The sequence below is a fragment of the Pseudodesulfovibrio profundus genome (assembly GCF_900217235.1).
GTDB classification, from domain to species: Bacteria; Desulfobacterota; Desulfovibrionia; order Desulfovibrionales; family Desulfovibrionaceae; genus Pseudodesulfovibrio; species Pseudodesulfovibrio profundus.
Map to the genome: position 1 here is coordinate 3,087,133 of NZ_LT907975.1, position 14,646 is coordinate 3,101,778.

The window sequence follows — 14,646 nt, forward strand, 5'->3', positions numbered from 1 at the left end:
AAAGTAACGTAGATTCAAGGCGGACAGGATTACCTGTTCGCCTTTTTTATGGTGCGCAATAGGGGGGCCAGAGTCTGCCAAAAGACCCGGGCTGATCCTGTGATGGTTGGCAGTACGGCATGAAGGGCTTGTCGAAACGCTTTCTCATCAGCCGCTTTTACGGCTTCATCCATCTGCTTGAGGTCTGTCAGTGAGAACTTGCGCTCCATCTTGTAATGATTGGCGTAGGCTTGTCCGATGGCGGCCTGACTGGGGGCTTTGCCGGTGTCCTGCAAGTGAACAACCTGCACGCCGCCGTCATAAATGACCTGCGCCCCCGCTTTCCAAATCTGAAGATCGTGTTCGATGTCGTCCACTTGTGAGGGTGAAAAGCGGATGTCAAAGTCGGGCACATTATGTGATTCCAGTTTCTTTCGATCCAACAGATGACAGCACCCCATGACGGTCAGGCAGGGGCGTGGCGCGTCGAATTGGCCCATGTCCATGAGCGTTGGGGCGTTAGCTGTCAAACGGATTGTCAGTTCACCGATATCCTCGAAATTGCGAAAGGCGTACTGCAGGGTCCGCATGGGGGCATTGAGACACTTGGCCCCGACAGCCGCAGCCTTTGGGAACCTGGCAAGGGTCGAATGAAAACGGGTCAACCAATCAGGCGGTAGCAGAACGTCATCATCAAGAAAGGCCACATAGTCGGACTGGCGGACCTGTTCGTCGGCCAGCAACCAGTTGCGTGCGGCGGGTGCTCCGACATTGACCGGCAAATGCAGCCAGCGGATGGAAAGCTGTGGGGCCGCCTCCCTGACCCGTTGTTCAAGTGCATCAGGAGAACAGGTGGTGGTTCCGTTGTTCAGGATGGTAATCTGTGCGTCGCCGATGTCTGTTTGTGCGAGACTGGTGATGGTTTGTATCAGTGTGTCCGGCTTGTTCCAGGTATAGAGACAGATGTGGGTGTCGGCAGTTGGAGCCGGTGATGAGGAGTGCTCCAGGCTGGCCAGTTGCTCGATGATCGCTGGCTGGAACGGTTCCATGTCCAGTGATTCCCGCAACAGGTCGATGCTTTGTTTTGTGTCGCCATTGTCCAACGCCATCCGTGCGCGCAGGTTGATTGACTGAAATGTTCTGGCGCCCTCATCGAGCAGCATGCCGGCAAGGTCTGCCTGGTTTGCCGCATAGGCTCCCCATGCCATGACAGGCGCGGCCAGCAGGCCCGATGGTGAGGCGGTGATAATCTGAACTGCCTCAAGGAATGCTTTCTCGGCACCGGTCTGCCACAAGTGAAGTATGGCTGAAAAACGGTTGTCATTGGATGGTTGCTCACGAATATACTGGACGAAAGCTTCGGGCGACGCCGTACTCGGGTCCGGGGCGGTAATGTATTCGGGAACCGGGTCCATGTCGGTCAGTCGGCGAGCTGAATCCACCCACTGTGTGAACGGCTCATGGGGGACACGACTGTTGACGTCCTCAGCCAGTCTTAGCTTTTCCCGGTCAAAGGGATCGAACAGGGCAGCGTGTCGAATCAGGGCTGGTGAAAGAATGGCGAATGCATCGGGGAGCGGGCGGGCGTCGAGAATGTTGCCTGCCACGGCCATGGCGTGATCGGGGCGGAGGTAGCCACTGTTGCGAACGAGAGTAATAAGCTGGCGAACGAGTCGTGAACTGTTATGCATGGGGCAACGTAGCAGATGCCTCAAGGCAAAGGAATAGGGAGTTCACATGCTTTAATCAACCGCCTCGGCAACTGGATTAATTTAGGCTCGCAACAAAAAAGCCCCCTGACCAAAAAGAGATCAAGGGGCTTTTATTCGATGTCGAGGCTGGGTTAGTTTTCCAGCTTCTTCTTCGATTTCTTCTTTGATTGCGAGAACTTCTTCACGTCGATGTTGTACTTCTTCACCTTGTAGTTGACGATGCGGTAGGAGACGCGGAGGTCCCGTGCCGACTGCAACATATTGCCGCCTGTCTTCTTCAGGGAATCGACCAGCAGTTCCTGCTCGAACTTGGCGACAGCCTCTCCAAAGGAAAGGTTGGTGCCGGTGGCCGAGCTTTCGGCGGACTGGAGGGTGGGCGGCAGGTGGTAGGTGCGGATGACCGCTTCCTCGCACAGCAGGACCGCGCGCTCCATGCAGTTCTTGAGCTCACGAACGTTGCCGGGCCAGTGGTACATGACCAGCAGTTCAATGGCCGGGGTGGAGATGCGCTTCACTTCCTTGCCGTACTCGTCGCAGAATTCGGTCAGAAAATGTTCTGCAAGGGGGAGGATGTCTTCGCGACGCTCCTTGAGGGGCGGAATGAAGATGGGGAAGACGTTGATCCGGTAGTACAGGTCTTCGCGGAAACGGCCTTTTTCAAGGAGTTCTTCCAGCGGCTGGTGGGTGGCGCAGATCAGGCGGACATCAACGGTGATGGACTGTTCCGAACCCACACGCTGAATTTCCTTTTCCTGAATGGCGCGAAGCACCTTGGCCTGTGCATCCATGGACAGTTCGCCGATTTCATCAAGGAACAGCGTTCCCTGATCCGCTACCTCGAACAGGCCGCGCTTGGTCTGGAAAGCACCTGTGAAGGCACCTTTTTGGTGACCGAACAGCTCGGATTCGATGAGTTCGGACGGCAGCGCTGCGCAGTTGAGCTTGATGAGCGGCTTGTCGGCCCTCGGGCTGGAAGAGTGGATGGCCTCGGCCAGCAGTTCCTTACCGGTGCCTGATTCGCCGCGAAGCAGTGCAGTGGCTCGACTCGGTGCTACCTGGCGCGATTGGCGCAATACCAATCGCATGGCCTTGGATGCGGCCACGAAATCCTTGGGTGGTGCGGCATCAGCCCCACCAGCCATCATGCCCTGGGTCATCATGTGGTTCTGGGCAGCCATCTCTTCCTGGAGTTGGGCCACATGACCGGCGATGATGCCGGCAACTACTTCCAGGAATTGACGATGGGCGGACATGTCGTCTGCCGGAATGAGCGGGACGTCTACGGAAAGAGCGCCGATGACTTCTTCGTCTTCGGCGCGGCGATTGATGACAGGGACGCAGATGAAGCCGAGCTTCTTGAGTTCTTCCTCACTGCGACCGAAAGCTTTGTTCAGGAATTCAGGGTCGTCCGACATCCGGGTCACGGTGATGGACTCGCCGGAATCGAAAACCCGACCGATGATGCCTCGGCCGGGAGAGTAGGTCACGTCCTCTGCCTGGGCTGGGGAATAGGTCAACGAGAGTTTGAGATTCTCGGTCTTGGGGTCCATGATGACCATGAACGCCCGGACGTATTCCATGTCCCTGGCAAGGATTTTCAGCAACGCATTCAAAGACTCCTCAAGCGGGGTGTCTCGCTTCAGGGTTTCCTGAATCAGTTTGAGCGTATGGAGATAGCTCAGATCAGAGGGGTCTTGTGTTGTGTTAGCCATGATGATGTTGCTCATTGGCTGCCCCCAAACTCCCGTGCGATAATGCGTTGTATATCATTAATGCACGATCGTTTGAGGACAGCCTTTCTTAAATGGTTAGGCGTTCAGTGCAGCGACGCCGAGTTCCAGCGCTTTCAGGTTCACGGCCTGAATCTTCTCGGGGAGATTGGCCTTGATGGTTGCCTCAAGGGCTTCCGGTCCGAACGGCAGTTCGCCGGAGGCGCACAGGGCGGCCAGCATGGCGATGTTACCCGCCTGAACAGCGCCCGCTTTCAGACCGATGGTCTGGCTGGGCATGAAGGATATCTTGTTGGTGCAACCGGCGACGGCCTTTTTGATGTCGTCGATGGTCGGACACTCCTGCTTGCCCATGGCGACCGAAAGGGGCGGCATGAACTCGGTGGAGGACAAAACCAGTCCGTCACACTTCAGGTAGGGCAGCGCACGCATGGTCTCCATGGGCTCGAAGCCGATGAGGATATCTGCTTCGCCGTGTCCGATCTTGGGCGACTTGCAGCCGATCAGGACGGTGGATTCGACAACGCCGCCGCGCTGGGCCATGCCGTGGATCTCGCCGGAAGTCACCGGGAGGCCCTGGCTCAGGACGGTTTTGGCGAGCAGTGTGGTCGCGGTCAGGGTTCCCTGTCCGCCAACGCCGGTCATGAATATACGAATTTGCTTGGTATCAGACATTAGCTGCCCCTCTTCTTTGCTTTGATGTGTCCGCAAACCTGCAGGCAGAGCATGCAGCCGTTGCACAGGATCGGGTTCACCGCAGCCTTGCCGCCTTCCTTGTACATGGCGGGGCAGGCCAGCTTGTCGAGACATTCGAAGCGCCCGTCACAGGAGTCGGCCACGTAGGCGACCATGGGAGCGACTTTCTTGTACACGCGTCGGGAATACAGCGGACAGGGTTCCTTGGCGATCAGAACACGCACACCCTTCTTGGCCTTGAGGTCCTCGAACGCGGCAAGGGTCTTCTTCTGGTTGAACGGATTGACTTCGATGATCTCGGAGACACCCAGTCCGCGAATGGCGGTTTCGATGTCCAGAGGGTGCTCGTTATCACCGATGACGGTCTTGTCCACGCCGGGGTGCGGCTGGTGGCCGGTCATGGCAGTGGTCCGGTTGTCGAGAACGACGACCAGCACGTCATGATCGTTGAAGACCGCGTTGGCGATACCGGTCAGACCGGAGTGGAAGAAGGTGGAATCGCCGATGAAAGCGACCACAGTCTGATTGGCGACTTTGGATGCGCCACCACCTGCGGAGATGGAGGAACCCATGCACAGCAGGAAGTCGGCTGCCTGCAGCGGGGGCAGGATGCCGAGGGTGTAGCAACCGATGTCGGAAGAGTATACGGCGTCGTCGCCGAAAACCTTTTTGGCAGCAAAGTAGGTGCCGCGGTGCGGGCAACCAGCGCAGAGGTTCGGTGGACGCATGGGCAGCTCGGGCAGCTCGCATGCACAGTTGACGATCTGTTCCTGACCGACCTGTTCGCGGATGGCGTTCTCGACCTGGGTGACGTGGAATTCGCCATTGCGGGGCAGAACGTCCTTGCCGAGTATCTCGGTGTCCAGCTTGTTCTTCTGGATGAGTACACGCAGTTCGTTTTCGACAATGGGTTCCAGTTCTTCTACGACAAGCACCTTGGATACGGACTTGAGGAAGTCGAGGCACATGTTTTCCGGGAGCGGATTGGAGAAGCCAAGCTCAAACACTTTGACTTTGCCTTCCAGCCCCATGTTGGAAAGGGCGTCTGCCACGTAAGCGCGGCTGATGCCGGAGCAGACGATACCGAAATCGCCTTCGCCGGTGACGGTGTTATACGGAGATTTTTCCGCTTCTTCGCGCATCTGTTCCATGCGCTCCATGAGGGCGAGGTGCATGGGACGGGCAAATGCCGGGATGGGCACGAACTGGGAAGGGTTGCGCTTGAAGCCTTCAGCTTCGCCCGGATCAGGGGCGGGGCCGAATTCAACCGGACCGCGGAGATGGTTCACGCGGGTGGTGGTACGCAGCATGATGGGTGCGCCGTACTTCTTACCCAGCTTGAGGGCGTCGCGGGTCATGTCCTTGGCTTCCTGAGCGGTGGATGGCTCGAAAACCGGCAGACCGGCGATGCGGGCGTAGTAGCGGTTATCCTGCTCGTTCTGGCTGGAGTGGCAACCCGGGTCGTCCGCAGACAACAGGACCAGGCCACCGGGGGCGCCAGTGTAACAAAGGGTCAGCAGGGGGTCGGCAGCGACGTTCACACCAACGTGTTTCATGGTGCACAGGGTCATGGCCCCGGACAGGGCCGCGCCACCGGCTACTTCCAAAGCAACCTTTTCATTGACCGAGTATTCAAAATAGTACTTCCCTTCAGGGGAAATACGATAGAACGTGTCAGGGACTTCCGACGACGGCGTGCCGGGATAACAGGTGACGACCTGTATTCCGGCCTCAATTGCTCCGCGAACGATAGCTTCGTTGCCGAGGAGCAGATGGGTTGCGCCGGGAGTGTCGGCCAAAAGCGGATTTGCCATAAGTGTCTCTCCGTAATTGGTCTGCGCTGTGCGCGGTTATTTGTTCTTCAGTTGAGCGACTTTGTATTCGATGAACTGCTTGTCGGGCAGGTTCTCTTGTGCGAGCTTCTCGTATGCGGCCAGGGCAGCGGCGTCATCCTGTGCCTGTTCGGCAGCTACGGCGAGCTGACGGTTCAGGGGAATGGTGAAGCTCTCGGGAGCGGATTCGGACAGTCCCTGCAGGACAGCCAGTGCTTCCTTTGCCTTGCCAGCCATGGTCAGGCTCTTGGCCTTGCCGAGCTGGGCGACGAATTCGAGATTTGATCCGGTTTCAGCGGCGACCTTGTCCCAGTATTCAACGGCCTTGTCATAATCGGCGTTGATCATGGAGGTCCGGGCCAGTTCGATCAGGATAGCCGGCTTGACACTGGAAGGGCTGTCGCCGAGCAGTGTCTCCAGTTGAGCGATCTTCTCTTTTCCGGAGGTCTCAATGAGAATGGTGCCGAGTTTGGCGGTGGCTGAACCTTCAGCTTTTTCGCTGTAGGTGTTGAAGCCAGCATAGATGGCGGCAGCGACTATCAGGCCTGCGGCACCAAACAGGATGTTTTTCTGGTGCTTGACGAGAGCCTCGATAAAGGGGTTCATTTGGCCCGAATGGGTTGGGGTAACCTGTTCGTGTGAGCCTTGCTGCTCAGTATTATTTTCAACCATGCTTTTACAGTCCTCCCTAAGGTGTATATACGGTCTGCAGGGCCGGAAAATGAGGCCCAGCTTCGCAATGGGCTAGATAAGCAAAATTGTAAAAAAGGTCAAAGCCTATTTTGTGAAAACGGTTGGTTTTCGACAAAATCAACCGTTTTGGTTATTGGTCCTAGTCGTCAAATGACAAAAAACGTAAAATCAGCGTTTTAACACATCATATTGAGAACAAAATGCGTTCAGCCATGGTTTGACTTTTATGGCCGCCCCGGTTTAGCACATTTGGTTCATGATGAAGAGAATTTCATTCGGTTGATTATTCTCAAATATTTCAAGGAGATTGTATGGATATTCGCGAACAGATGGTGAATATGGGTAAAAAAGCGCGGAAAGCAGCGCGTGGTCTGGCCAGTGCATCGGGCAAGGCAAAGCAGGAGGCCCTGCTTGTTCTGGCGGATTTGCTGGAGTCTGAAAAGGACGCCATTGCCAAGGCCAACAAGCTTGATCTTGATGCTGCCGCCGAACGCGGACTGGATAAGGCGCGTGTCCAGCGTCTGACCATAAGCGACAAGGTGCTGCACTCCATGATTCAGGGATGTCGCGAAGTGGCCGCCATGGATGATCCGGTGGGCGAGATCGAAGGCATGACCAAGCGCCCCAACGGCATGCTGGTCGGCCGTATGCGTGTGCCCCTTGGCGTTGTGGCCATGATCTACGAATCCCGTCCCAATGCAACCATTGATGCGGGTATTCTTTGCCTGAAGGCCGGAAACGCTGTCATCCTTCGTGGTGGCTCCGAAGCGTTCCACTCCAACAAATGCCTTGCTGAACTGATGCATGCCGCTCTTGAGCGTGCCGGACTGCCCAAGGACGCCGTTCAGGTGCCGCCTACCACCGACCGTGAAGCAGTGGCCGAAATGCTCAAGCTGGAAGAATACATCGACGTGGTCATCCCGCGCGGTGGCGAAGGGTTGATCCGCGCCGTCACCAAACAGGCCACCATGCCCGTGCTCAAGCACTACAAGGGTGTTTGCCATATCTACGCTGATGATGCCTGTGATATCGAAAAGGCCGTCCCCATCGTCGAGAACGCCAAGATGCAGTACCCCAGCGGTTGCAATGCGTTGGAGTGCCTGCTTGTCCACAAGGATGTCGCCGAGAAGCTGCTGCCCAAGGTGGCGGAAACCATCGGTCCCAAAGGCGTCAAGTTCAAGGCGTGCGAGCGTTCCTTGCCGCTTCTTGGCGACTACGCCGAAGCTGCCGGTCCCCTTGACTGGGGATTTGAGTTCCTTGATCTGGTCATGGCCGTCAAGGTGGTCGACTCCATGGATGAAGCCATGGATTATATTGCCGAGCATGGTTCCAACCACACGGAATCGATCCTTTCCGAAAACTATGAGCGCTGCATGCGTTTTATTCGCGAAGTGGACGCTTCTCTGGTTGTTGCCAATGCCACCACGCGGTTCAATGACGGTGGACAGCTTGGTCTTGGTGCCGAAATCGGTATTTCTACCTCCAAGCTCCACGCCTACGGTCCCATGGGGATCAAGGAATTGACCAGTGCCAAGTTCGTCCTTTTGGGCGAAGGGCAGATTCGCGAGTAGCCGAAAATACCGTTATATATCTCACACAGCCTCGGACCGTTTTGGTCCGAGGCTTTTTTCTTCCTTTGCGGCCTTCCGGTAACCGCTTTATTGCTTTTGGTTGAGAAAAGGTGATAGCTAACAGCTATGCCCTTACGAGTTATCGAGCTGGTCACCCCGCGCAAAGATGAAGAGCCCATTCGGGAGTCTTTGAAAAAGCATCATCCTGATGAAGATTATATCTTCTGGGTATCTCCTTTGGATGATGAGGATATGCTGTGCATTCGCATCGTATTGGATGTGCAGGAATCGGAAAACGTCATTGACATGCTCGATAACGAAATGTCCTTTGGCGAGCAATATCGAATCGTGGTGTATCCGGCCCAGGCGACATTGCCGCGTCTGGACCCGGAAGATGAGAACGGGGAAGCCGAGAAAAAGGGGCGCATCAGTCGGGAGGAGTTGTATAGTGATGTACTCGACACCTCGCTGACCACGCCCAGCTACCTATTGCTCATCCTGTTTTCATCCATCGTGGCGGTCATTGGCTTGATGCGCGACAATGTGGCTGTGATCATCGGTTCCATGGTCCTGGCACCGCTGCTTGGGCCGAACGTCGGACTGGCGCTTGCCACGACGCTGGCTGATATCAAACTGGCATTGCGTGCTTCCATGACTTTGACCACCGGCGTGATCATCGCCTTTATCATTGCGCTGAGTGTCGGGTACTTCTTTGGTGCACCAATGGAATCGCAACAACTGCTGGACAGGTGCGAGACACGCTATTCGGATATTGCGCTGGCCCTTGCTTCCGGAGGTGCTGGTATTCTGGCGTTTACCATGGGTGTGCCATCGTCGGTTGTCGGTGTCATGGTCGCGCTGGCTCTGCTGCCGCCACTGGCTTCTGCCGGACTGTTGGTGGGAGCAGGCCAATTCGAGGAGGCAGGCGGTGCCATCCTGCTGTTTTTCACCAACGTCATCTGCCTCAATCTTGCCGGAGTCGGCATGTTCCTGGTGCAGGGCGTCAAGCCGCAAAGACGTCGTGAAAAGGAGCGGGCATTGACGCTGGTTCTGCGCATGGGCACGTTGTGGGTCGCCTTGCTCATATTGTTGAGCGTCATAATCCATTACGCCCAACCGGCAGTTCCCAATGCCTGGCCGGAGTCATTTCTTCCCTTCTGACTCTCAGGGCTGCTTTCAATCTATTAGCCATAAAAAAGCCCGCTTCCCCAAGGGAAACGGGCTTGAAATAGCTATTTGCTGATACTAACAGGTGCCGCAAAGCTCATCGTCGTCTTTGGCCTGAGCCGCGATTTTAGTCATCTGGGCGCGGATGTAGTTGGCAGCGAGATCCCCGAGATCGTCCTGCCCGGAGGCAGCCAGTCCATGTTCCCGCAGGTCCTTGTCGATCTGCTTTTCCATGCGTTCGGATTCGAGAAACATGATGTAAGCGAGGACCAGAGCGCCCTTGTTGTTTTCTGAACCGTCGCACAGCAACTCGATGTTCTGGGTAGGAACGGTTTCCAGTAGTCGATCGATGAACATGGTGATCCATTTATCATACAGGTCATGCATGATGGGCGGAATGAGGCTTGCGACCTTTTCGGAAGCATTGCCGGCGGTGCCGGTCACGGCCATGAATTCATTGAGCGCTTCCTGGCGTTTGCCTTCATCCTGTTCTTCAACCTTGTCGAGGATGATGCGATAAATGTGGTCTCGAATCTGCTTGGCGTCCATGGGCATCTGATAAGTCTCCGATTGATTACGATATTCATCCGTTCAGGCCGAGACAGTCTAGACCAATGTCAGCTTTACAGCAAGGGTATAAGTAATTCTATTGATATCTTGTTTGAGACCTCTGCGCATCCCCTTTTCGCGTCCGTGCCTTGCGCTCCGCACCCAATTTGATGTTCTGACCGCACCCCAGCTTGGGCTCATTCCCGGCCTTTTCCTGCCATTTCTGGCCGAAATGCCGGATTTTGGACGCACCTCTCCCTTCAGGCTCGCGCCAGTCGAACAGCTTTTTTCAAATTGAACGCCATGGCGAGGATGTGGAACTCTCCCTCCACCTTCTCACGACCCACGTATCGGGACCGAAAGAATGCGTAGCCACGTTTGAGTGTGCCGAAGGCCCGCTCGACTATTTGCCGAATGCTGCTGATGTCACGGTTGCGGGTCTTTTCGAAGTCTGTCAGCCTGCCGCCACGAGGCGTCTTGTCCATGGTTCCGTCCTCCAAATCGCGATCAAACAGAATGTCCCGGTTCTTCCCGCTGCAATAGCCCTTGTCCGCATAAACCCGTGCGCCGGGATCAAGGCCGACGCCATTCACGAGCCGCTCGAATTCGCCCGTGTCCGAATGGTTCGCGGGAGTGATGTGACCACAGAGCAGAAACCCGTCTCGACTGTCCGTCGCGGCATGGAGCTTGTAGCCGTAATAGGCCCGATTTCTCTTGCGGAGCCAGGCCGCCTCCTCGTCATCCGAATAGCTGACCCGGCAGTCCACCGGCCCATCCTGTTCTTCGGCGTCCTCGGAACGGTCCTCAGGCATCACGTCGATAACCTTGCGCGGCCGCCGCTGCGACTCGACTACCGAGGCGTCCACCACGGCTCCCTCACGGACAAGAAGCCCTTGTCCTTCAAGCTGGCGGTTAAGCATGTCGAGCAAGGAGTCCAGCACCTTCAGGCGGATCAAACCGTTACGGAAACGGCATATGGTGGTCTCGTCCGGCACGTCGTCCTCGATGGAAAAACCGGTAAATCTGACAAAGGAGAGCCGGTCGAGCAGCGCCTGCTCCACGCCCGGATCACTCAGGTTGTACCAACGCTGCAAGAGCAGAATCTTGAACATCGCCAGAGGCGGATAGGCGGGATTGCCCACGGCGTTGGCCTTGCGCCTGATCTTCTTGCACAGAAAGGCGTTGATGGGCTGCCAGTCGATGAGTTCGTTGATCTCATCCAGAAATGTGGTCTTGGTTCTGCGGTGCCCCAGGAAGTAATCACCCAACCGAGGTCCTTTCTGCCGAATAGCCATGCCTTCCTCCTTTGGATGGAGAAATAATAGCATAATAAATCAAATAGTTAAAGAGTAAAAGTGTGGGATTTGCCGTGCAGAGGTCTCTGTTTGCTTTATTTTTCAAAAGGCGTAGATCAGTCTTCATCCTCCCTTATTATGAAAGGATTTTCCGTGGAATCGTTACTACCATTTCTCAAAGTGCTGGCTGCGTTTGTCGTCATGCTGGCCGGTATTCGGCTGAGGGCTGGCATCGGTCCCTCCATTCTCGGGGGTGGCTTCGTGTTGGCGATGTTGTTCGGCATGTCCATTCCTTCGTGGGCTGTCACCGGCATGCATGCCCTGACCCATGAGAAGTTTCTGTTTTTGATAGCCATCGTGGGACTGATCCTGGTGCTGTCCGACGCCATGGAACGATCAGGACAGTCTCGTCGTCTTATGGACGCCTTGTCCGGTTATTTGCAAAGCCCTCGTTTGCGGCTGGTGTTTTTCCCGGCCCTCATCGGTATGCTCCCCATGCCGGGCGGAGCTGTTTTCTCTGCACCCATGGTCAAGACAGTCTCCGAAGGAATGCGCGTTTCCAACAGTGACAGGGCAGTGGTAAACTACTGGTTTCGGCATGTCTGGGAGGTCTGCTGGCCGCTGTACCCCGGAATCATCCTGACGGTGTCGCTGGCAGATATCACCATTATTGAACTGATCTCCAAGACCTGGCCGGGAACCTTGGCTATGATCGGTGCCGGGTGGTTTTTCTTCCTTCGGCCCGGCGTGTTGGGTGCCGGAGAACTCATGGCGCAGCCCATCCCCTCTGGCGGGAAAAAACGCATCGTGCTCAGGGAAGGGCTGCCGCTGCTGGTTGCCATTGGCGGTGCCATCGGTCTGGAGGGACTTATTTCAGTCTTTGTGCCGAGTGTGGATTTCGAGTGGGGCGTCGTGGTCGCTCTTGGCGGCGGCGTGATCTGCGTGATGGTACAGAATACGAGTCTCGGCATGCCGTTTTTGCGGGACGTGATCACCAGAAAATCCGTCTGGTCCATGCTGTTCGTCATCGTGGCGATCTTTGTTTTCAAGGATGTCATGCAGGCCGCTGGTGTGGTCGAGGAAATGGCCCGTGTGTCCGGGGGCGGTGCCGCGCTGTTTGCCGCTGCCGTGTTCCTGCCGTTTCTTGTCGGGTTGGTGGCAGGGATCAATGTCGCATTCGTGGGTGCTACTTTTCCGTTGCTTCTGGGGCTTCTGTCCAACATGGGCATGGATGCGCAGGTCGTGCCGTACCTCATTCTGGCAACGTTTGCCGGATTCACCGGTGTGATGGTTTCCCCCATTCACATCTGCTTCATTCTTACCTGTCAGTATTTCGGGTGTGATCTGATGGGGACATGGCGAAAACTCGTTCTGCCTTGCGTCGTACTTATGTCGAGCGGGGCGCTACTGTTCTGGATTTGGCTGTAGAGCAACATTTGCGGCGGATTGAGACCTGTTCTGCTTGATGGAATCCCTGTTTTGCTGTAATCCCTGCTCTTTCATGGGTAAACAATTATCTAGAGGGTGCTTCGATTATGAGCCAATACGCTGATATTTTTACGGAAGAAAAGTTGGAATCCATTTTCCCGGCTGACCGTGCCGACGATTTCTTTGAAGCTCTGTTTGGTGATGCAGAAGAAGGAAGCTATGATATTGCAGTCGGTTATAGCGGTTCAAATGGGGATGTCCTCGATTTTGAGCTTCGTCTGACTCAGCGCCCCGGAAAATGTCTGGCGTGCAACCTGACCTACGGTTTGCCCCAGGTCTTTTCCCGCCACCCGATTATCAACATTCCGGGTGTGGCTGAAGCCGTTGCTGATGCCACCGGCAAGCAGCTTGGCTCCTGGAAGCTTGGGGCCACTCGTGAGATGACAAACAAGCTGCATGTCATTCCTTTGCAGATAGAACTGACATAAATTTCTTACGGTTTGGCAAAATCAGGGCGTCGGTTGTATCGACGCCCTTTTTGTTTATCTATAGATTGTATCAATGTAATAAGTGCGGTTGATCGAATCTTGATTTGGGCATTGTTTGAATGAGTTTGAGAGCATATTGTTCCAGCACTATGCATAACTCCATAACACAGTATTCTCGGGTTATCGATGCCGCATGCACTCGTTGCGGCAAGTGTCAGATAGGGTGCAGTTTCCTGCAGGAATATGGCCTGCCAGGTGATATCGCGCATCAATCGTTGTTGTCTGATTCACAATGTCCTGATCCATTCCATTGTTCTCTGTGTGGGTTGTGCACGGAAGTCTGCCCTGAAAAGCTGACCCCCGAGGCGCTGTTCCTGTCCATGCGGCGAGAACGGGTGCAAACCGGGATCGTGGACCTGAAACCCTATCGTCCGATTCTGACATACGAATCGCTTGGCGAAAGTTCTTTGCTGTCCACTATCAAGATGCCGGAAGGTGGTGATACCGTTTTTTTTCCGGGATGCACCTTGTCGGGAACACGGCCGCATGTAGTGCGTCGGCTGTTCCGTTCGTTGCAGCAGGTGGATTCAAAGATCGGAGTCGCGCTGGGGTGTTGCCTTAAGCCGTCCCATGACCTGGGGAGGCAGGATCGTTTTGAAACAGGCTACGCACGATTGCTTGAGCGTTTGCTGGATAGTGGCGTCAGTCGCGTACTGACGGCCTGTCCCAATTGTTACAAGATTTTCAGTACCTATGGCGAAGGTGTGGATGTGGTGTCAGTCTATGAAGTTCTGGCGGATACAGATGTCGAGCCCTCTGCGATGAGCGGGGACGTCATTGTCCACGATCCCTGTCCCATACGCCATGCGACACCATTTCAGGATGCGGTCCGAACCCTCACACAGAAGGCCGGCCTGACACTCAAGCCGATAAAGAAGGAACGTGAGTTGACGCAGTGCTGCGGTGAAGGTGGCATGGTCGGCTTCGTGCGTCCCGAATTTGCCCGGGCATGGACGGCCAAACGCGTGGAGGCTACCAAAGGCACTCCGGTGGTGACAGCCTGCGCAGGGTGCACAGGCTTCTTGGGCCAGCACATGGATGTGACGCACATTCTGGATGTGCTGTTCAATCCCGAGGGCAAATCAGCACATCGCCCGCCAATGACCTATTGGCAGCGCTGGAGGCTCAAGCGGTGGTTCAATCGCAACGTGGGCTGACCTAGCAGCAGGTGTTCTTGATCTCTTTACCTGTCAGTTGATGCCACCAGATGGACATGATCAGGGAGGCGCATCCGACTCCCGGGTTCACCGAGATGGCCGCAGTCGGGCAGTTCTTGGCGCATGCACCACATTCTATGCAGGCGTCCAGGTCGACTATCTCGGCCTTTTTTTCCCGTAGCTGAAAAATCCGATGCGGACAGACGGCGTGGCACATGCCGCACCCGACGCACTCGTCCCTGTTCAATTTTAGTGTGGCGACATCCGGAATATATCTGAATGATTTCAT

General features: G+C 55.6%; 13 protein-coding genes. 5 read left to right on the forward strand and 8 right to left on the reverse strand.

Features of this window, described 5'->3' with window-relative positions; translation table 11 throughout:
- Nucleotides 1-29: 29 nt before the first annotated feature.
- From DPRO_RS14550 to DPRO_RS14570, 5 genes are all read right to left on the reverse strand, one after another.
- Nucleotides 30-1,670: a glycosyltransferase family 2 protein gene (locus tag DPRO_RS14550; RefSeq protein ID WP_097012711.1), complete on the reverse strand. Its 1,641-nt coding sequence runs from the start codon at nt 1,668-1,670 to the stop codon at nt 30-32.
- A 152-nt stretch (nt 1,671-1,822) separates the two neighbouring features.
- The gene (locus DPRO_RS14555; RefSeq protein ID WP_097013771.1) at nt 1,823-3,403 is read right to left on the reverse strand and encodes a sigma-54-dependent Fis family transcriptional regulator; all 1,581 of its coding nucleotides are present in this window, start codon (nt 3,401-3,403) and stop codon (nt 1,823-1,825) included.
- Nucleotides 3,404-3,499: 96 nt separating this feature from the next.
- Nucleotides 3,500-4,096 carry an indolepyruvate oxidoreductase subunit beta gene (locus DPRO_RS14560; protein WP_097012712.1) on the reverse strand — a complete coding sequence of 199 codons (597 nt, stop codon included), beginning with the start codon at nt 4,094-4,096 and terminating at the stop codon, nt 3,500-3,502.
- Nucleotides 4,096-5,931: an indolepyruvate ferredoxin oxidoreductase subunit alpha gene (gene iorA / locus DPRO_RS14565; RefSeq protein WP_097012713.1), complete on the reverse strand. Its 1,836-nt coding sequence runs from the start codon at nt 5,929-5,931 to the stop codon at nt 4,096-4,098. The genes DPRO_RS14560 and iorA overlap by 1 nt, the downstream gene beginning before the upstream one ends.
- Nucleotides 5,932-5,967: 36 nt before the next feature.
- Complete coding sequence (locus DPRO_RS14570; protein WP_097012714.1) at nt 5,968-6,621, reverse strand: tetratricopeptide repeat protein; 654 nt, start codon at nt 6,619-6,621, stop codon at nt 5,968-5,970.
- A 332-nt stretch (nt 6,622-6,953) separates the two neighbouring features.
- Here DPRO_RS14570 and DPRO_RS14575 point away from each other — a divergent pair, with 332 nt between their 5' ends.
- Together DPRO_RS14575 and DPRO_RS14580 are read left to right on the forward strand one after the other, a co-directional pair.
- On the forward strand, nt 6,954-8,213 hold the full coding sequence (locus DPRO_RS14575) for a glutamate-5-semialdehyde dehydrogenase (protein ID WP_097012715.1): 1,260 nt from the start codon (nt 6,954-6,956) through the stop codon (nt 8,211-8,213).
- Between the two features lie 126 nt (nt 8,214-8,339).
- Nucleotides 8,340-9,374, forward strand: a complete 1,035-nt coding sequence (locus tag DPRO_RS14580) for a TIGR00341 family protein (RefSeq protein ID WP_097012716.1) — start codon at nt 8,340-8,342, stop codon at nt 9,372-9,374.
- A gap of 84 nt (nt 9,375-9,458) precedes the next feature.
- Here the strand turns inward: DPRO_RS14580 and DPRO_RS14585 are convergent, their stop codons facing one another.
- Both DPRO_RS14585 and DPRO_RS14590 read right to left on the reverse strand, forming a co-directional pair.
- Nucleotides 9,459-9,935 (reverse strand): hypothetical protein, encoded by a 477-nt coding sequence (locus DPRO_RS14585; RefSeq protein WP_097012717.1) that lies wholly within the window; start codon nt 9,933-9,935, stop codon nt 9,459-9,461.
- A 254-nt stretch (nt 9,936-10,189) separates the two neighbouring features.
- The gene (locus DPRO_RS14590; protein WP_097010253.1) at nt 10,190-11,257 is read right to left on the reverse strand and encodes an IS5 family transposase; all 1,068 of its coding nucleotides are present in this window, start codon (nt 11,255-11,257) and stop codon (nt 10,190-10,192) included.
- Between the two features lie 105 nt (nt 11,258-11,362).
- On the opposite strand from DPRO_RS14590, the gene DPRO_RS14595 reads away from it, so the two are divergent.
- The 3 genes from DPRO_RS14595 to DPRO_RS14605 all read left to right on the forward strand — a co-directional run bounded on the left by DPRO_RS14595 (nt 11,363) and on the right by DPRO_RS14605 (nt 14,357).
- Entirely contained in the window at nt 11,363-12,652 is a 1,290-nt protein-coding gene (locus tag DPRO_RS14595) for a DUF401 family protein (RefSeq protein WP_097012718.1), read from the forward strand.
- 107 nt (nt 12,653-12,759) lie between these two features.
- Nucleotides 12,760-13,140, forward strand: coding sequence for a pancreas/duodenum homeobox protein 1 (locus DPRO_RS14600; protein ID WP_097012719.1), 381 nt, complete (start codon nt 12,760-12,762; stop codon nt 13,138-13,140).
- A 149-nt stretch (nt 13,141-13,289) separates the two neighbouring features.
- Nucleotides 13,290-14,357 carry a (Fe-S)-binding protein gene (locus tag DPRO_RS14605; RefSeq protein WP_162291182.1) on the forward strand — a complete coding sequence of 356 codons (1,068 nt, stop codon included), beginning with the start codon at nt 13,290-13,292 and terminating at the stop codon, nt 14,355-14,357.
- Nucleotide 14,358: 1 nt separating this feature from the next.
- Here the strand turns inward: DPRO_RS14605 and hgcB are convergent, their stop codons facing one another.
- Nucleotides 14,359-14,646: a mercury methylation ferredoxin HgcB gene (gene hgcB / locus DPRO_RS14610; RefSeq protein WP_097012721.1), complete on the reverse strand. Its 288-nt coding sequence runs from the start codon at nt 14,644-14,646 to the stop codon at nt 14,359-14,361.